Consider the following 22,231-nt stretch of genomic DNA (forward strand, 5'->3'; position numbering starts at 1 on the left):
ATGCCTGAGGTGATCGCCGCGTAATGTGAACAGTGATCAACGCGCCGGGATCCCCCCTATGTCGCGGGTCATACGCGTGAACAGTCTCTGCAGGAATTCCGTTTCCCCGGATAGTGGCGCGGCACAGCGCCAATCCGGCACCAGGCCCTGCTAGAGAGGCTGTCGATCGTGGAGTTGCTGCTTGCGTTACAGGCATGCCCGCTGGACGTCGGCATCACGGGGGAGCGATTACGCACGATGCTCAACGCCGGTCTCCCGGTTCCCGAAGCCTACGTTCTCAATGACGAACACTACGCCACAACCCATTCTGAGATCGTGGCCGCAGATGTGCGCGAGCTGATGGACACCGTGTTTTCCGGGGTGCCTGTCATGGTGCGCAGCTCTTCCGCCGACAAGGACATTCTTCCCGGCGGCGCGCACGGGTCGTACGCCGATCTCCACACCGCCGACGAGGTCCTGTCGGCGATCGCCTATCAGGCCCTGCACGGCGCCAGCACGCGCGCACCGATGCATGTGGTCGTCCAACGCATGGTGCCCTGTGCGGTCGCGGGCGTGCTGTCCACCAGGAACCCGATCGCCGAGAGCCCCACCATGCTGGTGGAGTTCGCCGACGGACCCGACACGCGCGTCGTCGGGGGGCTGGGCGCGAAAGAGCGCTACACGCTTCCCCGGGCAGGCGCCCCGGCGCCCACCCCGGCGAACTGGGCGGTGACGGATGAGGATCTTCCGGCGGCCCTGAAAGCTCTCGGGCACCTGCTGGAGAAGGAGTTCGGCGGTCCGCAGGAGGTGGAGTGGGGTGTTCACGACGGCCGGTTGTACGTGTTCCAGTCCCGCGACATCGTCACTCCGCCCGTGACCAGGCCCCTTCCCGCGGCACGCCCCGACACGTGCGGTGCCCGGCCCGTCGACGTCGTGGTCTCTCCCGGTTACGGGATCGGTCCGGCGACGGCGGCGGGCGACGGGATGCCCGTCCGCGGCTGGGTCGTCGTGCTGGACACGATGCCGACAGCCGCCGAGCTGGGGCGGCTCAGCGAGGCGGCGGCACTCATCGTTCGCACGGGAAACGCCCTCTCCCACTCGGCCCGGCTGACGCGCGAACTCGGGATTCCCGCCGTGGTCGCGAACGTCTCGACCCCGGGCCGCGAACTCGACGGCATGCCCCTACTCGTGGACGCGGTGGACGGGCGCGTCACGCCCCTGCTCGCCCTTCCCTTGGTCGAGCGGAAGAAAGCGATCTTCGCCGGGGTGCGGCACGCCGGCATCCGTGGTGCGTCGGGATTTCACTACAAGGGCCTGTACAAGACGGTGCTCGTCGATCCGGTGTTCCAGGACGTCGTACGGTCACATCTGCGGGCCCGGGGCGTCGAGATTCGGGATCGGGTGCAGGAGATCCTTCCCTTCGACGACGCCGACCATTCGGGGTGCCGCATCGGCACGCTGGTGCAGACCACAGGGGCGGGCTCCCGGGTCCAGTTCACGCGCACCAACCTGCTGCCCGACCGCCCGTTCCGCTTCGACGAGGACGTCCGCGTGGACGTGGACACGGCAGGAATCGGGGTGAACCTGCTGCGCGGCCTGCACCACACCGAGCAGCCGGCCTGGCAGCGGCGGATCGAAACCGCGGACGTCGACGACGTGCGGCTCCAGTTCACCTTCTGGCCCGGTGCCGCTCAGGCGAGCCTCGGTCTGGCGGCGGAAACGCCGGAGGCGGTGGAGCAGTTCCTCGCGGCCTGCGGCATCCCGGTCACCGAATGCGCGCCGCTGGACGAGAAGGATCTGTTCGAGGCGCTCGGCGTGCGGCGCGAGTCGCTCGGAACGCCCCCCTCGGGCTCCGCCCGGATCCACGTTTGACACTGACGGGCCCGAGTCCGGACATTCGATCCGCGTTTCCACAACCCGGACACCGGGTTGTTTCTCGGGGTGCTCGGAACGCAGCATGCATGCATGACATCGGCAGTGCCGGGGCCTCGGCCCCTCCGCTCCGCGGACGAGGTGTCGATGTCGGGGAGCCTGCGGCCGGACCTCGAGGTCTTCTGGCCATCGCGCCGCGGGCACGCCTACGACGAGCAGTGACGGCGGAACCCACGGCGCAGCGCGCCCTGCGCCGGCCGCCGTCCTGCTGCTGACGGCGGACGATCCGCGGTCAGCGACGGCGAGGCCTGACCCGGCTCAGGACCGCTGACTTCCCTGCCCCGCCGCGAACGCGGGCCGGCGAACCACGCCTCGGCGAGGCAACTCCGCGAGGCGCCCCCCGACGTTCGCGGGCCCTTCTGCACCAACCCCCAGCCTCCCCGAAGGACACCGTCCATGAGATCGCTCCCTGTCCCCTTCCGACGGCGGCTCCCGGCAGCCCTGCTCGGCATCGTCGTGGTCCTCGGCCTGGCCGCGTGCGGTTCCGGGGGCACGTCCGCCCAGCCGGCCGCGGACGCCGGGCCCCCGCAGCCCGGCGGCACGCTCGCGTTCGCGGTCAGCAGCGACCAGGGGTGCCTCGATCCGCAGCAGGTCACCAGCAACGACTCCATCTACTCCCTGCGCCAGATCGTCGACTCGCTCACCGACCAGAACCCCGACACCGGCGAGATCGTGCCGTGGCTCGCCACCGGCTGGCAGATCAACGCCGACGCCACCGCGTACACGTTCGACCTGCGGCCCGGTGTGACCTTCAGCGACGGCACGCCCCTGGATGCCGCCGCGGTCAAGGCGAACTTCGACAAGGTGCCCCAGCTCGGCGCCCGCGGCAGCCTCCCGAAGGGCTACCTGGCGAACTACCAGGGCACCACCGTCGAGAGCCCGACCAGGTTCACGGTGACCTTCAGCGCGCCGAACGTCCAGTTCCTGCAGGGCAGCTCCACCCACAGCCTCGGCATCCTCTCCCCCGCCACCGTGGCGAAGACGGACGACGAGCGCTGCGCCGCCGTGATCGGGTCGGGTCCCTACGTCGTGCAGAGCTACGCGCTCAACCAGTCGACCGTCCTCACCAAGCGCGCGGGCTACAACTGGGGCTCGGCGCTGTCGGCGCACACCGGCGAGGCGTACCTGGACGGGATCGAGTTCCGCGTGGTCCCCGAGTCGGGTGTGCGGACCGGCAGCCTGCAGTCGGGTGAGGTCGACGCCGTCGGCAGCATCGGGCAGCAGGACGAGGCCCCGCTGACAGCCGTGGGCATCCAGCTGCCGGCCCGGGCCAACCCCGGCATCCCGTTCGGGATCAGCTTCAACCTCAGCAAGCCGATCGTCTCCGACCCCGCCGTGCGGCAGGCGATCTCGCTGGCGATCAATCGGCCCGAGCTCGTGGGTGCCGTGTTCACGTCCCAGACCAAGCCGGCCACCAGCGTGCTCGCGTCCAGCACGCCCTCCTACCAGGACGAGTCCGCGCTGCTGGGCTTCGACCCCGCCAAGGCCGCCGCCGTCCTCGACGCCGACGGGTGGGCTTCCGGCCCCGACGGCATCCGCGCCAAGGCCGGCCAGGCATTGACGATCCCGCTGACCTGGTTCTCCAACGCCGGCACCAACAGGCCGGCGCTGGAGCTCATCCAGCAGCAGCTCAAGGCCGTCGGCATCGACCTGCAGCTCGACGAGCGCCCGATCACCGACGCGACGCCCGTGCAGCAGAGCGGGAACTTCGTCGCGACCTGGGGGAACCTCACCCGCGCCGACCCGGACATCCTGCGCTCCCAGTTCGCGACGACCGGCAACAACTTCTACCGGCTCTCACCCGGCCCACTCGACGAGCTGCTCGCCGCCCAGGCCGCCGAGGCCGACCCGGCGAAGCGGACCGGCTTGGTGGGCCAGGCCCAGCAGCTGCTCCTGCAGAACTACTACACCGTGCCGGTCGTCGAGCTCACCACCGTGCTGGGCGTCGGCGCCGATGTCCACGGGGTCCGCTTCGACGCCTCCTCGCGTATCCAGCTCTACGACGCCTGGAAGACCCCGTAACCCGTCCTGATAAATTCACCCTCGTGGGGGAAGCGAACGAAGGGCGTGACGCCCTGGTCGGCGCGCCGCGTGCCGCCTGCGTCGCGGCCGTTCGTCCGCCCTGTCGCTGCCACGGCTGTCGCCGGGGCTCTCGCTCCCGCTGACCACAGGCCCGGCGCCTCCCGCTCCGGACAGTCGGGGCCGAGAGCCCGCCCACCTTCACGACTCTCCGGGCGCCACCGCCCGGATCACCGGTACTTCCGCGCGGCCGCGAGTGAGCGGCCCGCGCGCCGAAAGGATTCCCCGACATGCCACGTGCTCGACGAGCGCTGCTCCTGCTCCTGCCTGCGCTCATCCTGGCCGCTGCCTGCGCCGCACCGGGCTCGACTCCGGCCGCCGGATCCGGCGGCACCCCGGTCATCACCATCGGCGTGGCCGACGCCAGCGAGAACTACTGGAACGTCTTCAAGGACAAGGCCGCGGGCGCGGGCATCACGGTGCAGTTCGTGAACTTCACCGACTACAACCAGCCCAACCCCGCGCTCTCCCAGAACCAGCTGCAGCTCAACCAGTTCCAGCACCTGCAGTACCTCGCGAACTACAACGTCAAGAACAGCGACACGCTGGTGCCGATCGGCGCCACCGCCGTCTATCCGCTGCCGCTGTACTCCCTCAAGCACACCTCGGTGGACCAGATCCCGCAGGGCGGCCAGATCGCGATCCCCAACGACCCCACCAACGAGGCCCGATCGCTGCTGGTGCTGCAGGCAGCCAAGCTCATCAGCCTCCGCGGCGGAGGCAACTCGCTCTCCACCGTCAACGACATCGACCAGGCCACGTCGAAGGTCACGGTGCTGCCGGTGGACGCCGCGCAGACCGCTGCGAACCTGGCCGGCGTCGACGGCGCGATCGTCAACAACAACTACGCCACCGCCGCGAAGCTGGGCAAGGACAAGCGGATCTTCGCCGACGACCCGAACAGTGACGCGTCCAAGCCCTACATCAACACCTTCGTCGCCCGCGCGGCCGACAAGGACAACCCCACCTACCAGCAGCTCGTGGCGATCTACCACAGCCCCGAGGTGGAGGCGGCGATTCGCGCCGATCTGGGCGATGACACGATCTTCAAGAACAACGACGCCGCGGACCTGCAGGCCGAGACGGTCCGGATCGAGGACAACATCCGCAAGATCGGCAGCTGATCGTGGCTCCAGTGATCAGCTTCCGGGGCGCCGCGAAGGAGTTCCCGGGGCCGCGGGGATCAGGTGTGCTTGCCGTGGATCATGTCGACCTCGACATCGAGGACGGCGAGATCACCGGTGTCATCGGCTACTCGGGGGCGGGCAAGAGCACGCTGGTCCGGATGATCAACGCCCTCGAGCTGCCGACCGCGGGCACCGTCAGCGTGGGCGGGCGCGTGACCGGTGAGCTCGGAGAGCGCGGGCTGCAGGAGCTGCGCAGCGAGGTCGGGATGATCTTCCAGCAGTTCAACCTGTTCTCCTCACGCACTGTGTCGGGCAACGTCGGCTATCCGCTGCGGATCGCCGGATGGCCGCGCGAGCGGCGCCGGCAGCGGGTGGCCGAGCTGCTGGAGTTCGTGGGGATCTCCGACAAGGCCCGCCAGTTCCCCGACCAGCTCTCCGGCGGGCAGAAACAGCGGGTCGGCATCGCGCGTGCGCTGGCCACCTCGCCGCGGATCCTGCTCGCCGACGAGGCAACCAGCGCGCTGGACCCCGAGACCACCCTCGACGTCCTCGCCCTGCTCAAGCGGATCAACCGGGAGCTCGGCACGACCATCGTGGTGATCACCCACGAGATGGAGGTGGTCAGCTCCATCTGCGACAAGGTCGCGGTGATGGAGCAGGGCCAGGTGATCGAACACGGCCCGGTCTACGACGTGTTCGCCGACCCGCAGCAGGAGGCCACCCGGCGGTTCGTGCACAGCGTGCTGCACGACCGCCCGTCCGAGGAGACCCTCGCCCGGCTGCGGGAGCACTTCGACGGTCGGATGGTCACCGTCTGGGTGCGCGACGATCCCGGTGCGCGTGCCGCCTTGTCCAGCGCGCTCGCCGCCAGCGACGTACACAGCACGATCGTCTACGGCGGGATCCGCGAGCTGGCCGAGAAGCCGTTCGGGAGCATCACCTTCGAACTCACCGGCGACAACGACGCAATCGACGCGCTCGTCGCCGACCTCGCCGCACACACCCGCGTCGAGGAGATCCGGGCGGAGGCGGCATCGTGACCGCCGACGCACTTCCTCCCGCGGAGGCGGCGTCATGACCGACTGGGGACAGCTCGCCCCCGTGCTCTGGCTCTCGTTCCAGCAGACCGTCTACATGGTCTTCTGGACGATGCTCATCGCCGGGCTGCTCGGGCTCGCGCTCGGTGTGGCCCTCTACGCCACCCGCCGCGGCAGGCTATTGCAGAACGCGCCCGCATTCCACGTGCTCAACGTGCTGGTCAACATCATCCGGCCGATCCCGTTCATCATCTTCATCACCGCGGTCGGGCCGCTGACACTGCTCGTGATGGGCACCACGATCGGCACGCGCTCGGTGCTGTTCCCGATGTCGGCGATGGCCACGTTCTTCATCGGCCGGATCGTCGAGCAGAACCTCGTCTCGGTCGACCCGGGAGTGATCGAAGCCGCCCGCTCCATGGGCGCGAGCCGGTTCCGGATCATCTGGAGCGTGCTGGTGCCCGAGGCGCTGGGCCCGCTGATCCTGGGCTACACGTTCATCTTCGTGGCGGTGGTCGACATGTCGGCGATGGCCGGCTACGTCGGCGGGGGCGGGTTGGGCAACTTCGCCATCACGTACGGCTACCAGCAGTTCAACTGGCCGGTCACCCTGGTCACGGTGGTGATCATCATCGTGATCGTGCAGGTGGCACAGCTGCTCGGAAACTGGCTGGCGCGCCGCGCTCTGCACCGGTGAGCTCGTCGGACGAGCGGCCCTCGCCCGTCAGGTCGGGACCGACGTGCCGTTCGTCCGACGAGCTGGTGAACAGTCCTCCGCTGCAGAGGCGCGCGCCTCGGATGGGGCGAACAGACCCAGGCACACCAGTGACGACACGAGGCCGGGGAACGTCTGCGGGTCCCACCCGGTGAGTGCCCGCCAGCGGTCCAGGCGGTACTTGGCGCTGTTGGGATGGATCTGCAGGATCCGCGCGCACGAGGTGACGGAGCTGCGGCCATCGGCAAAAGCCTGCACGGTCGCCGCGAGAGCCGGGTTGGCGCGGGCGACGCCTGCGCCCCGCGACAGCAGGGCTTCCAGACGGTGGCTGCTCGCCCCGAGCGTCGCGAGCAGCCAGTCGTCGGCGAAACGCACGTCGGCACCGACCGCCCGGGAACGCAGCAACGCGTCGTCCGCGTCGAGCAGGCTGAGGCGTGCTCCGTCGACGCCACGTCGCGGCAGGCCCACCGCGACGCGGGCGTCCGAGATCACGGCGTGCACGGCGTCGAGCAGGTCGGTGTCGCTGCAGCCCTGGGCCATGACGACCACGGAGCCCGCGTCCCATGAGCACTGCACGGTGCCGGCCACCTCCGCCAACCGGTTGTCCAGCTCCTCGACCCGGGTCTCGGGAATCTCGTCGGCCCGGGCGAGGACGAACTCCTCGTCGGGGTCGAATCCGAGCTGTCGCGCGAGCGCGCCCTGCTCCTCCGCCCCACGCGACGATCCACGCAGCATCCCCACGAACCGCCGCTGCAGTGCCGCGCGTGTGGTGGCCCGCAGCCGGGTCTCCTCCGTGTGGGACTCGGCCACGGTGGCGCTGAGCCGATGGAACCAGTTCCACAACAGAGCAACCTCGCCGACGAGAGCACCGGCCTGTTCCGGGCCCTCGGCCTGGGCCCGGCCGAGCAGTTCGTTCCACAGTTCGCGGTAGGCGATGTGGTAGGCCTCGACGACGCTGGGCAGCGGCAAGTTGCGGGCGGCCCGGCGCCTGCCCACCTTCCGTGCTCGCTCGATCGCCTCGGCAGGAGGAGGCTGCCTGGCCAGCAGCCCGTCGACGACGCCCTTGATCTGCGAATCCACGTCATGTAGGTGTTCGACCACTGGCAGGACCGCGTAGTCGGGCACCTCGGCGCGTATCCGCGCGGTGATCATCGGCGCCAGCTCGTCGAGCCGCTCGGCCATTGCGCGCAGGTGCGCCTCGGTGGTCGCCGCTCGCCCGTCCATCCCCATCCTTCGTGGATAGCACGGGATTCGACCGCAAGTTTCTGGATCTGCCCCATGTCCCTGGGACCGTTGTCCCGTCACCATCGTGACAAGCCCGAATAACTCAAGGAGACGCAGCTGTGGCAGCACCCACCACGCGCTCGCTGCTGGACGATCGCTACGAGCTGGACGACGGCCTGATCCACCTCACCGGCATCCACGCCCTGGCGCGCCTGCCGCTGGACGTGCGCCGCGCGGACCAGCGGGCGGGCCGCCGTACCGCGGTCTTCATCTCCGGTTACGAGGGATCCCCGCTCGGCGGCTACGACTTGGAGCTGAACCGGCACCGCGAGCTGCTCGACGCGCACGACGTCGTGTTCCGGCCGGCGGTGAACGAGGAGCTGGCGGCCACCGCCGTGCAGGGCACCCAGCTCGCCGCGGGGTCGCCCGACCGGCGCGTCGACGGTGTCACGGGCTTCTGGTACGGCAAGTCGCCCGGCCTGGACCGGGCCACCGACGCACTGCGTCACGCGAACCTGGCAGGCACTCATCACCTCGGCGGGGCCGTCGCGTTCGTCGGCGACGACCCGAGTGCGAAGTCCTCCACCGTCCCCGGCGCCTCGGAGCAGCTGCTCGCCGACCTCGGCATGCCCACCCTGTACCCCGCCGACCCGCAGCAAGTACTCGACCTCGGCCTGCACGCCGTCGCGATGTCGCGGGCATCGGGGCTGTGGGTCGGCTTCAAGATCGCCACCAACATCGCCGACGGCGCCGCGACCGTGCAGGTGCACCCGGACCGTGTCGTGCCGGTGCTCCCCGAGCTCGAGGTGGACGGACGCCCGTTCGTCCACGAGGTGACCACGCGGCTGATGCAACCCGCGCTCACGCCGCTGGAACGCAGCCGCAACGGCATCCGGCTGGAGGTCGCGCGCCGCTACGCCGCCCTCAACGGGCTCAACCGGATCGTGCGGTCGGGGCCGTCCGACCGCATCGGGATCGTCGCGCCGGGCAAGACGTTCCTCGACCTGCGCCAGGCGCTGCACATCCTGGGCCTGGACGACGCGGAGCTGGAACGGCGGGGCGTGCGGCTTCTGCAGCTGGGGATGGTCCACCCGCTGGAGCCGACCGTGGTCACCGAGTTCGCGCGCGGCCTGCGCGAGATCGTCGTGGTCGAGGAGAAGCGCTCGTTCCTCGAGATCGCGATCAAGGACCTCCTCTACGGACGCGCGGACGCGCCCGCCGTGACCGGCAAGTACGCGAGCGCCGGCCTCCCCTTGCTGCCCAGCGAGGGTGAGCTCGACGCCGACACCGTGGCCTCCGCGCTGGCCGAGCGGTTCGACGAGCACGGCGACTTCCCCACGGTCACCGCGTGGCGCGCGGCGCAGCAGCCGGCGCGGAACGTGATCGAGCTCCCGCTGGTCCCGCGCACGCCGTACTTCTGCTCGGGGTGCCCGCACAACAGCTCCACGAAGGTGCCGGAAGGCTCCCTGGTCGGCGCCGGCATCGGCTGCCACGCGATGGTGCTGCTGATGCCGCCGGCGCAGGTCGGCGACGTCGCGGGACTGACGCAGATGGGTGGCGAGGGCGCCCAGTGGATCGGCATGGCCCCCTTCCTGACCCGCACCCACCTGCTGCAGAACATCGGCGACGGCACGTTCCACCACTCCGGCAGCCTGGCCGTCCGCGCCGCGATCGCTGCCGGCGTCAACATCACCTACAAGCTGCTCTACAACTCCGCTGTCGCGATGACCGGCGGCCAGCAGGCCGTGGGCGTGATGAGCGTTCCCGAGATCACGCGCGCCCTCGCCGCCGAGGGCGTGCGGAAGATGATCATCACGACCGAGCGGCCCGAGAACTACCGGCGCGCGGGGTTGCCGGCAGGCGTCGAGGTCTGGCACCGCGACCGGCTGCTGGAGGCCCAGGAGACCCTCGCCAAGGTCGAGGGCGTCACCGTGCTCGTGCACGACCAGGAATGCGCCACCGAGCTGCGCCGCAAGCGCAAGCGTGGGCTCGCCCCCGACCCTGTGCAGCGCGTGATGATCAACGAACGGGTCTGCGAGGGGTGCGGCGACTGCGGGGTGGCCTCGAACTGCTTGTCGGTGCAGCCGGTGCGCACGGAGTTCGGCCGCAAGACCCGCATCGACCAGTCCTCCTGCAACAAGGACTACTCGTGCCTCGACGGCGACTGTCCGTCGTTCCTCACGATCGTGCCCCCGCCCGGCGGGCGCACGAGCACCACCGCGCCGGACCTCGACGCCGGTGCGTTGCCCGCGCCGCGCCTGGTCGTACCGGCCGACCGGCACACCACGCGAATCCTCGGCGTCGGCGGATCCGGAGTCGTGACGACGTCGCAGATCCTGGGGGTCGCGGCCACCATCGCCGGGCGGCAGGTCAGCTCCCTCGACCAGACCGGGATGGCGCAGAAGGGCGGCGCGGTCATCGGCGACATCAAGATCAGCGACGAGGGTGTGGACGGGGCGAGCAAGGCCGCCAGGGGCGAGGTCGACCTCTACCTGGCGGCCGACCTGCTCGTCGCGGCCGACCCGAAGAACCTTGTCGCGACCAGCCCGTCGCGCACCGTCGCCGTCGTGTCGACCGCACAGGTGCCCACGGGCCCGATGGTCACCGACACGGCGGTGGCCTTCCCCGACATCGCGGACGTCAACGATCGGATCCGGCGGGCCACCCGCGGCGAGGAGGCAGTGTTCCTCGACGCCCGCAGACTGGCCGAGACTCTTTTCGGTGACGATCAGTTCGCCACCATGCTGCTCGTCGGGGCGGCCCTCCAGGCGGGCGCGTTGCCGTTGCCGGCGGAGGCCGTCGAGGAGGCGATCGGCGTCAACGGGGTGCGCACGCGGCAGAACGTGCAGGCCTTCCGGCGGGGACGGCAGTTCGTGGCCGATCCGGCTGCGTTCCAGGCGACGGTCGCCGGGCTGCGCGGGGAGTCGCCCGCACCGGCGCCGGCGCCCGCCCGCGCCCGCGAGCTGATCTCCTCCGTGGCCGCGCCCGAGGGTTCGGAGCTCGCCCGGCTGCTGGAGATCCGGGTGCCCGACCTCGTCGACTACCAGAACGCGGCCTATGCCGCGGCCTACACCTCGTTCATCTCCCGAACCCTCGATGTCGAGTCCCGGCGGGTGCCCGGATCCACCGCGCTCACCGAGGCAGTCGCACGCCAGCTGTACAAACTGATGGCGTACAAGGACGAGTACGAGGTCGCCCGGCTCTCGCTCGACCCCGCGGTCGACGCAGCGGTCGCCGCCCGGTTCGGTGCAGGGGCGAAGAAGTCCTACCGGCTGCACCCACCCGTGCTGCGCGCCATGGGGATGCGCAAGAAGATCAGCCTCGGCCCCTGGTTCACGCCGGTGTTCCGGCTGCTGGTGGCGCTGCGCCGGGTGCGGGGCACGCCGCTGGACATCTTCGGCCGGGCCGCGGTGCGCCGTGTCGAGCGGGAGCTGATCGTCGAGTACCGCCACGTGGTCGAGCGCCTGCTCGACGTGGTCGAACCCGACACCCTCCCGCTGGCCGTGGAGATCGCGAACCTGCCCGACGAGGTGCGCGGCTACGAGGACGTCAAGCTGCGCAACGTCGCCCGCTACCGCGAGCGACTCGGGTCGCTGCAGGACCAGTTGCAGAGCGAGTCAGCTGTTGGGGACGGGCAACCGGGCGGCATACCGCTGCGCGGCCTCTGACGACGATCAGGCGGGCGGGTCGGCCCTCGCCTCAGCACGAGGCTGCCCGCGCCGTCCATGATCAGCGGGTCGGCGCGGCAACCCATCACCGTCAGGTGCTCGCCGGACAACCCATGCATGATCGGCAGATTGGGGCCGGCAACCGTGCCGGGACCCGGGTGTGCGGCCTCAAACGACGATCATCCTCGAGCGACAGGTCGGCGGCCCGACCATGATCATCAGATCGGGGCCGACAACCGTGCTGGACGCGGCTGCGCGGCCCCAAACGTTGATCATCGGGCAGGCCGGCCCCGCCATGCCACGCGGCCAGCCCGACACCCGACCATGATCAGCAAATCGGGGTCGAGAACCGCGCAATACACGGCAACGCGGCCCCAAACGACGATCAAGCCTCAGGGCGGGCGGGGCCCTACCCAACAGGAAGGCAACCCGCCAGCAGATTGACACGGACCAATCCGGCGGCACACCAGCGCGATCCCGAACGGCACTCGGCGGCAAGCCGCCGCCGCGCCGACCGACGCCGCCCTTCCCGCGCATGATCAGCAGTTGGGGACCGGCAACCGTCCTGCACCCCGCTGCGCGGCCCCAAACGTTGATCATCGGGTAGCCCGGCCCCGCCATGCCGCGCGGCCGGCCCCAGCACCCGACCATGATCAGCAAATCGGGGTCGAAGACCGCGCAATACACGGCAACGCGGCCCCAAACGTTGATCAAGCCTCACGGGCCGGCCCGGCGCCCACCCCGGCACGAAGGCAGCCCGCGCCCGCCCATCATCAGCAGGTTGAGGCGGACCAACCCACCGGCACACCAGCGCGACCCCGAACGGCACCCGGCGGCAAGCCGCCGCCGCGCCGGGCGACGACCCCCGCACCGCGCATGATCAGCAGTTGGGGACCGGCAACCGTGCTGGACGCGGCTGCGCGGCCCCAAAAGTTGATCATCGGGCAGGCCGGCCCCGCCATGCCACGCGGCCGGTCCGACACACCGACCATGATCAGCAAATCGGGGTCGAAAACCGCGCAATACACGGCTACGCGGCCCCAAATGACGATCACGCCTTCAGGGCAGGCGGGGCAGCCGACCCCCACCTCTGCCGAGCGGCCGCCCGAGCCCATCCGGGCGGCACGCGGCGGTGCGGCCCCACTGACGATCCCCGACAGCCGCGAGCCGGTGCATGATCGGCAGTTCGGGAGCGGCAACCATGCTGGACACCGTCGTGCGGCCCGAAACAGTGATCTTCCTCGGGGCAGGCGGAGCGCTCCGACCATGATCGGTAAATCGGGACCGACAACCGGGCGGGACACGGCTGCGCGGCCCAACAGTGATCATCATCGAAGGGGGTGAGGCCGCGCGAGCGCGGGAGGGATCACCGTAGCCGGCCGACATGCTCGCCGAGCACGCCTGGGGCGGCGGAGAAAGCCCGGGGCCACCATCTGCCGGCCGACTGTCGGCGGGTCATACGACGCGAGGGTGAACAACCTGAATCTCGGTGATCTACGACCAGAAACTCGCGTTCCAGGGATAACTCTGCCGGAAATGGCCTGAAGGCCCGGTGTCCGGGGGCGGCGGCTATTCCGTCCCGGGGGTGTCAGGGGGGTTCAGGGGGTCCCACTCCCCCGCGATGCCCGTCGATCCTGGTTGTGCCCCCAGCGACGGCTCCCCGTTTCGGCGAGATGCAAGAAGGTGCCTGGTCGCGCGACCCCGGAACGTGCCGCTCGAAGACAGACGCAGGTGCAGCGCCTGACTTGCTGCTGACGAGCCGGATTGTCGCTGGTCAAGCAGCCGCGAGGCTGGCGTAGCGGCCGCGGCGGGCGACGAGGCTGTCGTGGGTGCCCGACTCGATCATCCGGCCGTGGTCGATCACCACGATCTGGTCGGCATCCCGCACCGTGGAGAGCCGGTGGGCGATGGTGATCGTCGTGCGGCCACGGCTGAGCTCGTCGAGGGCGCGCTGCACGGCGCGTTCGGTCTCGGTGTCGAGGGCGCTGGTCGCCTCGTCGAGCACCAGTACCCGCGGGTCGCGCAGCAGGGTGCGCGCGATCGCGATGCGCTGCTTCTCCCCGCCGGAGAAACGGTGGCCGCGCGACCCCACGACCGTGTCGTACCCCTCGGGCAGGCCCGCGATCAGGTCGTGGATCTGCGCAGCGCGAGCGGCCGCCTCGATCTCGGCGTCCGTGGCATCCGGGCGGGCGTAGCGCAGGTTCTCCCGGACGGTGGTGTGCAGCAGGTAGGTCTCCTGGCTCACAACGCCGACGATCCGGGCGAGGTCGGCGAGGCGCATGTCGCGCAGGTCGACGCCGTCGATCGTGATGCGGCCGGCGTCGGGGTCGTAGAGCCGGGCGACCAGAGCGGCGAACGTGCTCTTGCCCGATCCGGTCTCCCCCACGAGGGCGAGGCTGGAGCCGGCCGGGACGTCCAGCGAGATCCCGGCGACGGCGGCGACCTCGCTGCCGGGGTAGGTGAAGGTGACGTCCTCGGCACGGACGTGACCCTCGACCCGGGCCGGTTCGATGTCGACCGGCGAGTCGGGGTCGTCGACCTCCACCAGCAGGTCGAGGTACTCGAAGATCCGGGCGAACAGCGCCAGCGAGCTGATCAGCGACACGCCGACGTTCAGCAGGCCGAGGATCGGCCGGAAGAGCCCGGCCTGCAGCGCGGTGAAGGCGACGAGCGTCCCGATCGTCATCGCGCCGGCAGTGAAGGGCAAACCGGCGCTGAGGTAGATGATCGCGGGGATCGCGGCGAAGACGACGGTGGTGGCGGCCATCCGCCAGCGACCGGCCAGCTGGGCGCGCAGTTCGAGATCGACGAGTCGTTCGGACGAGGTGGTGAACCGCTCGACGAGCGCGGGCCCGGTGCCCATCGTCTTCGTGAGCTGCACCGCGCTGATCGACAGCCCCTCCTCGATGATGACGTTCAGGTCGGCCAGCTCACGTTGCTGCGCCGCGGTGAGCACGCGGCGCATCCTCGCCACCCGCCTGGTCAGCCAGATCGACGGCGGCAGCACCAGCAGCGAGACGAGCGTGAGCTCCCAGCTCAGGGCGAGCATGGCGACCAGGGTGGCCACGACGGTTGTGAGGTTCGAGGCGAGCGAGGTGGCCGTCGAGGTGACGACGGTCTGCATGCCGCCGATGTCGTTGGTGATCCGCGACTGGACCTCGCCCGTGCGGGTGCGGGTGAAGAACGCCAGCGACTGGCGTTGCAGGTGGGAGAAGACGTCCGTGCGCAGCCGGTGCATGACCTTCTGGCCGACACCGGTGGAGATCCACGTCTGCACCACGCCGAGTGCAGCCGTCACGGCGGCGACGGCGACCATGCCGACGACGAGCCAGACGAGGAGCTTCAGGTTCCGCTGCGGCAGGGCAACGTCGATGACGGCACGCAGCAGGAAGGGCGTTGCCATCGCGACCACGGACGAGATCACGATGATCGCGGTGACGGTGGCGATGGCCCAGCGGTGCGGGACGAAGAGCCGCGCGATCCGACGCATGGACACGTCTTGTGCCTGCGCCTTCTCCGCGGCCGTGTTCGTGCGTCGGCCGGATCGGAGCAGCTTGTCCGTCGAGATGTCGGTCCCCAAGTCGTGTGTTCCCTTCGTCGATTCTTGCTGAGGTTACCTCAACATGAGGGAACAACCATACAGGTTGCTAGGGTATTCCGATGCTCGAGGAGTCCGACGAACCCGAGGAGACGCTCGCCGAGGCCTTCCGCGGGGTGGCGCGGCAGTTGCGACACCAGGCCCAGCGCGCACTGGCTCCGTGGGACGTCTCACCGTCGGAGGCTCGAGCACTCGGCGTCCTCACCAGGCACGGGCCGGTGCGACTCGGCACCCTCTCCGAGCACCTGCGCATCGCGGCGCGCTCCGCCACGGAGGTGGTGGACGCCCTGGAGAAGGACGGCCTGGTCGAGCGCCGCCCCGACCCTTGCGACCGCCGCGCCACCCTCGTCGCGCTCACCGACCGAGGCGCCCAGGTGTCCGCCGGTGTCCGTGCCGCGCGGGCCGCCGAGGCCGAGGAGTTCTTCGCGCGCCTCGACGACGCCGACCGCGCCTCCCTGACACGAATCCTGCGGAACCTCAGGAACTGACGGCCGGATCGGAGTCTTATTCCTTTTGCACGTATTGCGCCGATAGCGTTGTACGTTCATCTGTACAGATCATCAAATGTGGCGGTAGTTTCGATCGATCAGTCGAAGCGACCGGAGGTATCCACGTGGCCGATCTGTCGAGCCGGACAACGGGCATCGGACAGCTCCTCTCACGCACAACCGACGCGCAGCGACGCAGCCTTTCCGCGATGGGAATCGTCATCGTGGCCCTGCACGTCGTCGGCTGGGGCATGTTCGCCGTCCTGGTGGCGCCCCAGCATCTTCCGCTTCTCGGCATCGGCGCGGCCGTCACGGCCTACACCCTCGGAATGCGCCACGCTTTCGACGCCGACCACATATCAGCGATCGACAACACGACACGAAAGCTGATGAACGAGGGCAGGCGCCCCGTATCGGTCGGATTCTGGTTCGCCCTCGGCCACTCCACCATCGTCTGCGTCATCGGCGTGGGGCTCACCATCGCGGCGAAGACGGTGTTCAAGGCCGTCACCGACGAGCACGGTGGCCTGCACTCCCTCGGCGGGCTCATCGGCACGATCCTGGGCGGCGGCTTCCTCTACCTGATCGCCGTCCTCAACATCGTGATCCTCGTCGGCATCCTCAAGCTCTTCTTCGCCATGCGCCGGGGCACCTACCGCGAGGAGGAACTCGAGGCCCAACTCGAGAACCGGGGACTCATGTACCGGTTCTTCGGCCGCTGGATGCGCACGATCGACAAGGAATGGAAGATGTACCCCGTCGGGATCGTCTTCGGGCTCGGATTCGACACCGCCACGGAGGTGGCGCTGCTCTCCGCCACCGCGGGCGCGGCGACCGTCGGGCTGCCCTGGTACGCCGTTCTGTGCCTGCCGATCCTGTTCACCGCAGGGATGACTCTCCTCGACTCGGTCGACGGCGCTTTCATGCAGGTCGCCTACGGTTGGGCGTTCGCCCGGCCGGTCCGCAAGGTCTTCTACAACATCGTGATCACGGCTCTGTCCGTGGCGCTCGCATTCTTCATCGGCAGCATCGAACTGCTGGGGCTGCTGGGCCAGGAGTTCGACCTGACCGGCGGAATCTGGGACTTCACCAACGACTTCGATCTCAACACCGCCGGATTCGTCATCGTCGGCGGCTTCGTCGTCGTCTGGGCGATTGCAGTGGCCATCTGGCGGTACGGGAAGATCGAGGAGCGCTGGGAGAGTGCCGCGGCGCACGCCAGCGATGAGGCCACCTAGCTCCACCGGTGCGATGGGGCCACACGGGTGGAGGGGAGTCCGTGTCGGCGCCACCTGCCGCGAACAGCCCGGAAACGGTGCGGGGCCTGCAAGAGCGAGCAGCCCGCGCTCTTCCGGCAGAGCACGTCGAGGATGTCGACGGATGGTGGCTGCGCCATGCGCCCAACTGCTCCTGGTGGGCAGGCACGGTGCTGCCACACGGTGACGCCGAGCCGGGCAGACTCGTGCACAGGGTCGTCGAGGCCGAGAACTTCTACGCCCGTCACGGCGCGACCGCGCGGTTCCAGATCAGCCCGCCGGCATGTCCGGACGGGCTCGATGCCGTGCTGGCAGAGCGCGGATACCGCCGCCAGAGCGCGGTGTCGTTGCAGGTGGCGTCGACCGCTCGCGTCCTGGAACAGGTGCCGACGCGTTCGCTGCGGGTTCGGTTGGACGACAGCCCGACGCGCGCATGGTTCGAGATCTGGTGCGCCGCGTCCGACCACGGCGACTCCCGTGCCGAATGGGACATGCTCGCCCGCGTGGAACCGCCAGGGGCCTACGCCTGCGCGATGAGCGGAGACGACGTCGTCGCCGTGGGGCGTGCGGTCGCCGACACAGGCTGGGCGGGAGTGTTCGGCATGGCCACACTTCCGCGGGCACGAGGAAGAGGCGCGGCCCGCGATGTGCTCGCCGCACTGGCCGGCTGGGCCGGTACGCACGATGCCGACGGCATGTATCTCCAGGTCGAACGCGCCAACCTTCCAGCGCTACGGCTGTACGAGCGGACCGGTTTCCGAGAGATGTGCGGTTTTCACTACCGCACCGCCACCTGAGCCGACCCTCCGTTTCGACGGGAGTGTGGCCGCACACATCCGCCGTCAGCTACGTTGCATAAAGCAACTCAGTTGCTATCGTTCTGACCATGCCTGGCTTTCGGTATGCACGTTATCAGCGAGCCGGATCGCCTCGTGGGTAGGCGCGCACAGCTCATCAGCGTCGTCGTGGTGGCGATCGCGGCGACCTTCATGGCGAACCTGGACCTCTGGATCGTCAACGTCGCGCTCGTCGGTATGCAGCGTTCGCTCGGAGGGTCGCTCGCGGACCTGTCCTGGGTGCTCAACGCCTACGCGGTCACGCTCGCGGCACTACTGATCCCCGCCGGGCGGCTCGGCGACCGCTTCGGACACCGGCGGGTGTTCCTCGGCGGCATCGCGGTCTTCACGATCGCATCGCTGGTCTGCGCCGTGGCCCCGAGTGTCCCGGTGCTCGTGGTGGCGCGTGCCGTACAGGCGGCCGGAGCCGCCGCGCTGCTGCCGACCTCGCTCGCACTGCTGCTCGGTGCGGTCGACGCCGGACGCCGGATGACAGCAACCCGAGGCTGGTCAGCAGCCGGAGGGCTCGCCGCAGTGGCCGGCCCGCTCCTTGGTGGACTGCTGGTCGACCTGAGCTGGCGGTGGGTGTTCGTGGTGAACCTCCCCGTCGGGGTGTTGGCATGGGTGCTCGGGCGCCGAGCGCTGGCGCACGACCGCGGCCGCGCCGACGAGCCCGTGCCCGACCTGCTCGGAAGCGTCCTGCTCGTGGTGGGCATGGGGGCGCTGACCGGCGCACTGGTGCAGGCCCCCACGTGGGGCTGGACGGATCCGCGCACCATCGGGGTGCTGGTCGTCGCGGTTGCCGGGACCCTCATGTTCGTGCTGCGGTGCCGTCACCATCCGGCGCCGCTGCTGGAGCTTTCCCTGCTGCGGGTACGCCGCTTCGCGACGGCCAACGTGGCGATGGTCCTGTTCAGCGTCTCTTTCGGGATCATGCTGCTGTCCAACTCGCTGTGGTGCCAGGACGTCTGGCACTACAGCCCGCTACAGACCGGGCTCGCGATGGCCCCCGGCCCCGCGATGGTGCCGATCGCTACAGCACTGACCACGCGGCTCGTCCACCGGCTCGGGCCTGCCCCGGTAGCGGTACTGGGCAGCCTGTTCCTCGCGGTGTCGCAGTTGTGGCGCGTCCTCGTCGCCGGTCCGGAGCCGTCATACCTGCACGATCTGCTGCCGAGCATGCTCGCCAGCGGCATCGGCGTCGGGCTGGCACTCGGCACGCTCATCGCGGCCGGTGTCACCGCACTTCCCGAGGGACGCTCGGGCACCGGCTCCGCGTTCCTCAACTCCGGCCGTCAGGTGGGATCGGCGCTCGGCATCGCCGTCCTCGTGACGCTCCTGGGCCCCGTGAGCGGCAACGTGCACGGCTACCTCGCCGGGTGGGCCGTCGGCGCTGTCTTCGCCGTAGGCGCGGCGATCGCGAGCCTCGGCGTCGGCCGGAACACGGCACGCGCGACGGCCGACCGCCCGGCCCTGCCCCTCGTCGAGGAACCAGCACGTCGGCCCCGTGTCCGTGGAGCGTGATCCCGGGACATGGGAGTCCGATCGCGTACTCGCAGCCCTCGGCATGTTCACATTCGCCCCGCGCCGGGAAGTTCCGGACCTCGTACCCCGACGGGGAGGTTGAGATGCTTGAGTCGCACGTGCGGGCCCATCTGGACCTGCTGTTGCTCGCCGTGATCCGTGACGAACCGGGCGATGCCACAGCCGTCATGCGCGAACTACGCGAACGGTCCGGCGGGAGGTTCACCCCCTCCTCCCAGCTGGTGTACGCCGCCCTGCACCACCTCGAGCGCAACCGGCTCGTCCAACTGGCCGACACGGCCCGACGCCGCTACGAGCTCACCGACTCCGGCCGCCGCTCACTGGCCACCAAGCGCAAGGCATGGGAGTCGTTCGTGAACGGGGTGCAGGGCGTGGTGCGAAGGTCTGCGGCCTGACGCGGAGTGACATCACGCTGTACGCGCAACGCTCCGGCACGCGCGCGCCAGAGCCCTTGCGCCTGACCTCGGCGCGAAGGCGAGGCGCCGAGGCTCCGGCCGTCGCCACATCAGCTCGAACGCTCCTGCCGTCGTCATGCCGTAGGCAAGATGCGGGAAGAAGTCGGAGAGCCACGAACTCGCCGACCAGGTACGCGGATCGGTGACGCCGAGCAACACCATCGGTCCGGTGGTGCCGACGTTGGCGACGAGCCCCGCACCGGCGCCCAGCGCGGCGAGCGGCACGCGACCCAGGTGGGGGCGCACGAGCCCGTACGCGACGCCTGTGGCGAGGCCTGCCGTGATGCCCAGCAACGCACCGAGAGCCGTGCGACGGTTGGCCGCAGCGTCGCTGTCGGGGCCTTCCTCGGACAGCCTCAGGTGAAGGGCATCCTCGGCGCGGCGCGCGGTCTCCTCCGGCGTGGTACTCGCCGGTCGGGCGCGCAGCAGCATGTCGAGGTAGCTGACCGCGTCCAATGCGGCGGTTCCGGCAGCGCCCGCAGCCAGCCCGGCCAGCAGGGTGCGTCTCATAGCCGGAGACTTCCCGTTCCCGTCCCGGCTACTCCTCGTCCATCCGGGGCACAGCAGTAGACTCGGGATACTGAATTTATATTTTATACTCAGAACCTCGACGATGGGACGATCATGAATGAGACACCCCTGCAGATCGAGCGCAAGTCCGCCGCGTACTGGACCGTCACCTTCGACAACCCGCCGCTGAACCTCCTCGACCCCGAGGTCGTACTGGCCCTGCGGGATCTGCTGGCCGCCCTCGAGACGGACGAGGCCGTCAAGGTCGTGGTGTTCAACAGCGCCGACGAGGACTACTTCATCTCCCACTTCGACGTCGTCCGCGCGGCGGAGATGCCCGGCCCTGGGCCCACGGGGCTGCCGGCCTGGACCGACATCGTGGTCCGGCTGGCCCACGCACCCTTCGTCAGCATCGCCGCGATCCGCGGCCGCGCCCGCGGCGTGGGCAGCGAGTTCGTGCTGGCCTGCGACCTGCGCTTCGCCAGCCGCGAGCGAGCGATCCTCGGCCAGCCCGAGGTCGGGGCCGCACTGGTCCCCGGCGGGGGCGCACTGGAGGCGCTCCCCCGCCTCGTCGGCCGCTCCCGGGCCCTCGAGATCGTCCTGGCCGCCGACGACTTCGACGCCGTCACCGCCGAGCGGTACGGCTGGATCAACCGCGCCGTCGCGGACGTCGATCTCTACGACGTGGTCGACACGATTGCCACCCGTATAGCCGGATTTGATCGCGACGCCCTCAGCACCGCAAAGAGAATCATCACCCAACGCGCCGAGCCCGTGTCGGCAGAGGACATCAACGAATCGGCCCGCGAGTTCCGGCGGCTCGCCGTCTCACCCGCCGGCCGAGCACGGGTGGCCCACCTGCTCGCCCGCGGTATGCAACAACGCAGCGAGTTCGAGCTGAACTTCGGCACGGAGCTCGCCCGGCCTGACGCCTCACCTGCGTAACCAGCGAGGTCGCAGCCGGTCGGGTGCCGTCGCAGTGCGCCGGCGTGCTGCGACGGCACACCAGGCGCTGCGCGGTGCCGTAACGAATCAGCGTCGTGCGTGTCAATTGTGTGATTGGCCACGCTTCCCTTTCCTTCCGGCGCCTTCATCCAGCACGGTGGAAACGTGAGGTGTCGGGTACCGGCGACACCGGTCGCGTGATCGTGAAATAAGAGCAGTCCGGCATCGACCACACTGCCGCCGGCTACACCGTCCATATGATGATCGGTGATCAGTATGTGCTACACGGGGGATAACGTGCTCTTCCTCAGCTTTCCTGAGGATGCGCAGTTGGCCGCGGCCGGAGCAGCCGCAGCGGCACTGCCTCAGCTGCGCCACATCGCGGTTCTCGTCCGGGGGCACGACGGGCGAATCCGCGCAGTTGACGGGCATCCGGCGGTCGGTCGTGCCCCGGTACTGGACAAGGTGATCGCGGCTGTGCAGGACGGACGACTGCCCGGCTACGCCGCCCTCGTTCATCCTGGACGTCCGGTCATCCTCGTCGCCGCCCGCGACCAGTTCGCAGAGGTATTCGCGGCCGCTGCTGCCGACGCGGGGGTCGTCCTGAATCGGTTGCGCGTGCCGTGGACGGGGAACGGGCCGGCGTCCGCACGGCAAATCCGGATCTCCTCGAGCCGGCGCCCCTTCACGATGTGCACGCATCGCTGATCCCGGTAGGCCGGCCGCCATCCCCCGACACAGCGAGAACGAGCGCACGCATGGGTTCGGCGCCGGCACCAGATCACCATTCGCCCCTGCGGTCCACGTCTCACGTGACGAGGGAGACCGTGATGACGC

The 22,231-nt window shown here is 69.7% G+C and carries 17 protein-coding genes; 14 read left to right on the forward strand and 3 right to left on the reverse strand.

The window, feature by feature from the left end:
• The first annotated feature begins 315 nt into the window (after window positions 1-315).
• The 6 genes from ACQPZQ_RS28080 to ACQPZQ_RS28105 all read left to right on the forward strand — a co-directional run bounded on the left by ACQPZQ_RS28080 (window position 316) and on the right by ACQPZQ_RS28105 (window position 6,851).
• Window positions 316-1,851: a PEP-utilizing enzyme gene (locus ACQPZQ_RS28080; protein ID WP_433285581.1), complete on the forward strand. Its 1,536-nt coding sequence runs from the start codon at window positions 316-318 to the stop codon at window positions 1,849-1,851.
• Window positions 1,852-1,944: 93 nt separating this feature from the next.
• Window positions 1,945-2,073 carry a hypothetical protein gene (locus tag ACQPZQ_RS28085; protein WP_433285583.1) on the forward strand — a complete coding sequence of 43 codons (129 nt, stop codon included), beginning with the start codon at window positions 1,945-1,947 and terminating at the stop codon, window positions 2,071-2,073.
• 234 nt (window positions 2,074-2,307) lie between these two features.
• Complete coding sequence (locus ACQPZQ_RS28090; RefSeq protein WP_433285585.1) at window positions 2,308-3,933, forward strand: ABC transporter substrate-binding protein; 1,626 nt, start codon at window positions 2,308-2,310, stop codon at window positions 3,931-3,933.
• A gap of 287 nt (window positions 3,934-4,220) precedes the next feature.
• The gene (locus ACQPZQ_RS28095) at window positions 4,221-5,114 is read left to right on the forward strand and encodes a MetQ/NlpA family ABC transporter substrate-binding protein (protein ID WP_433285587.1); all 894 of its coding nucleotides are present in this window, start codon (window positions 4,221-4,223) and stop codon (window positions 5,112-5,114) included.
• Between the two features lie 74 nt (window positions 5,115-5,188).
• Window positions 5,189-6,157 (forward strand): methionine ABC transporter ATP-binding protein, encoded by a 969-nt coding sequence (locus tag ACQPZQ_RS28100; protein ID WP_433285589.1) that lies wholly within the window; start codon window positions 5,189-5,191, stop codon window positions 6,155-6,157.
• 34 nt (window positions 6,158-6,191) lie between these two features.
• A complete protein-coding gene (locus tag ACQPZQ_RS28105; protein WP_433285591.1) occupies window positions 6,192-6,851 on the forward strand; it encodes a methionine ABC transporter permease in 660 nt (219 codons plus the stop codon).
• A 27-nt stretch (window positions 6,852-6,878) separates the two neighbouring features.
• Here the strand turns inward: ACQPZQ_RS28105 and ACQPZQ_RS28110 are convergent, their stop codons facing one another.
• On the reverse strand, window positions 6,879-8,093 hold the full coding sequence (locus ACQPZQ_RS28110; RefSeq protein ID WP_433285593.1) for a PucR family transcriptional regulator: 1,215 nt from the start codon (window positions 8,091-8,093) through the stop codon (window positions 6,879-6,881).
• Window positions 8,094-8,212: 119 nt separating this feature from the next.
• Here ACQPZQ_RS28110 and ACQPZQ_RS28115 point away from each other — a divergent pair, with 119 nt between their 5' ends.
• Window positions 8,213-11,761 (forward strand): indolepyruvate ferredoxin oxidoreductase family protein, encoded by a 3,549-nt coding sequence (locus ACQPZQ_RS28115; RefSeq protein ID WP_433285595.1) that lies wholly within the window; start codon window positions 8,213-8,215, stop codon window positions 11,759-11,761.
• Window positions 11,762-13,535: 1,774 nt separating this feature from the next.
• Here the strand turns inward: ACQPZQ_RS28115 and ACQPZQ_RS28120 are convergent.
• Window positions 13,536-15,341, reverse strand: a complete 1,806-nt coding sequence (locus ACQPZQ_RS28120) for an ABC transporter ATP-binding protein (protein ID WP_433285597.1) — start codon at window positions 15,339-15,341, stop codon at window positions 13,536-13,538.
• A gap of 80 nt (window positions 15,342-15,421) precedes the next feature.
• Here ACQPZQ_RS28120 and ACQPZQ_RS28125 point away from each other — a divergent pair, with 80 nt between their 5' ends.
• The 5 genes from ACQPZQ_RS28125 (at window position 15,422) to ACQPZQ_RS28145 (ending at window position 19,879) form a co-directional block, all read left to right on the forward strand.
• The gene (locus ACQPZQ_RS28125; RefSeq protein ID WP_433285599.1) at window positions 15,422-15,847 is read left to right on the forward strand and encodes a MarR family winged helix-turn-helix transcriptional regulator; all 426 of its coding nucleotides are present in this window, start codon (window positions 15,422-15,424) and stop codon (window positions 15,845-15,847) included.
• Between the two features lie 209 nt (window positions 15,848-16,056).
• Window positions 16,057-17,085, forward strand: a complete 1,029-nt coding sequence (locus tag ACQPZQ_RS28130) for a HoxN/HupN/NixA family nickel/cobalt transporter (RefSeq protein ID WP_433285601.1) — start codon at window positions 16,057-16,059, stop codon at window positions 17,083-17,085.
• 41 nt (window positions 17,086-17,126) lie between these two features.
• Window positions 17,127-17,900 carry a GNAT family N-acetyltransferase gene (locus tag ACQPZQ_RS28135; RefSeq protein WP_433285603.1) on the forward strand — a complete coding sequence of 258 codons (774 nt, stop codon included), beginning with the start codon at window positions 17,127-17,129 and terminating at the stop codon, window positions 17,898-17,900.
• A 135-nt stretch (window positions 17,901-18,035) separates the two neighbouring features.
• Window positions 18,036-19,463: a DHA2 family efflux MFS transporter permease subunit gene (locus ACQPZQ_RS28140; RefSeq protein WP_433285605.1), complete on the forward strand. Its 1,428-nt coding sequence runs from the start codon at window positions 18,036-18,038 to the stop codon at window positions 19,461-19,463.
• 104 nt (window positions 19,464-19,567) lie between these two features.
• A complete protein-coding gene (locus ACQPZQ_RS28145) occupies window positions 19,568-19,879 on the forward strand; it encodes a PadR family transcriptional regulator (protein ID WP_433285607.1) in 312 nt (103 codons plus the stop codon).
• A 12-nt stretch (window positions 19,880-19,891) separates the two neighbouring features.
• Here the strand turns inward: ACQPZQ_RS28145 and ACQPZQ_RS28150 are convergent, their stop codons facing one another.
• Complete coding sequence (locus tag ACQPZQ_RS28150; protein WP_433285609.1) at window positions 19,892-20,449, reverse strand: hypothetical protein; 558 nt, start codon at window positions 20,447-20,449, stop codon at window positions 19,892-19,894.
• Window positions 20,450-20,563: 114 nt separating this feature from the next.
• Between ACQPZQ_RS28150 and ACQPZQ_RS28155 the strand changes: the two genes are divergently transcribed.
• Complete coding sequence (locus ACQPZQ_RS28155; protein WP_433285612.1) at window positions 20,564-21,394, forward strand: enoyl-CoA hydratase/isomerase family protein; 831 nt, start codon at window positions 20,564-20,566, stop codon at window positions 21,392-21,394.
• A gap of 297 nt (window positions 21,395-21,691) precedes the next feature.
• A complete protein-coding gene (locus ACQPZQ_RS28160) occupies window positions 21,692-22,102 on the forward strand; it encodes a hypothetical protein (protein ID WP_433285614.1) in 411 nt (136 codons plus the stop codon).
• The last annotated feature ends 129 nt before the right edge of the window (window positions 22,103-22,231 follow it).

The sequence above is a fragment of the Pseudonocardia sp. CA-142604 genome (genome assembly GCF_050948475.1).
GTDB classification, from domain to species: Bacteria; Actinomycetota; Actinomycetes; order Mycobacteriales; family Pseudonocardiaceae; genus Pseudonocardia; species Pseudonocardia alaniniphila.

Bases quoted from the DNA above. Each gene is read 5' to 3' on its own strand.
- ACQPZQ_RS28095 (WP_433285587.1), top strand. From the start codon at position 4,221: ATGCCACGTGCTCGACGAGCGCTGCTCCTGCTCCTGCCTGCGCTCATC.
- ACQPZQ_RS28110 (WP_433285593.1), bottom strand. From the start codon at position 8,093: ATGGACGGGCGAGCGGCGACCACCGAGGCGCACCTGCGCGCAATGGCC.
- ACQPZQ_RS28145 (WP_433285607.1), top strand. From the start codon at position 19,568: ATGCTTGAGTCGCACGTGCGGGCCCATCTGGACCTGCTGTTGCTCGCC.
- ACQPZQ_RS28085 (WP_433285583.1), top strand. From the start codon at position 1,945: ATGACATCGGCAGTGCCGGGGCCTCGGCCCCTCCGCTCCGCGGACGAG.
- ACQPZQ_RS28090 (WP_433285585.1), top strand. From the start codon at position 2,308: ATGAGATCGCTCCCTGTCCCCTTCCGACGGCGGCTCCCGGCAGCCCTG.
- ACQPZQ_RS28125 (WP_433285599.1), top strand. From the start codon at position 15,422: ATGCTCGAGGAGTCCGACGAACCCGAGGAGACGCTCGCCGAGGCCTTC.
- ACQPZQ_RS28105 (WP_433285591.1), top strand. From the start codon at position 6,192: ATGACCGACTGGGGACAGCTCGCCCCCGTGCTCTGGCTCTCGTTCCAG.
- ACQPZQ_RS28150 (WP_433285609.1), bottom strand. From the start codon at position 20,449: ATGAGACGCACCCTGCTGGCCGGGCTGGCTGCGGGCGCTGCCGGAACC.
- ACQPZQ_RS28155 (WP_433285612.1), top strand. From the start codon at position 20,564: ATGAATGAGACACCCCTGCAGATCGAGCGCAAGTCCGCCGCGTACTGG.
- ACQPZQ_RS28130 (WP_433285601.1), top strand. From the start codon at position 16,057: ATGGGAATCGTCATCGTGGCCCTGCACGTCGTCGGCTGGGGCATGTTC.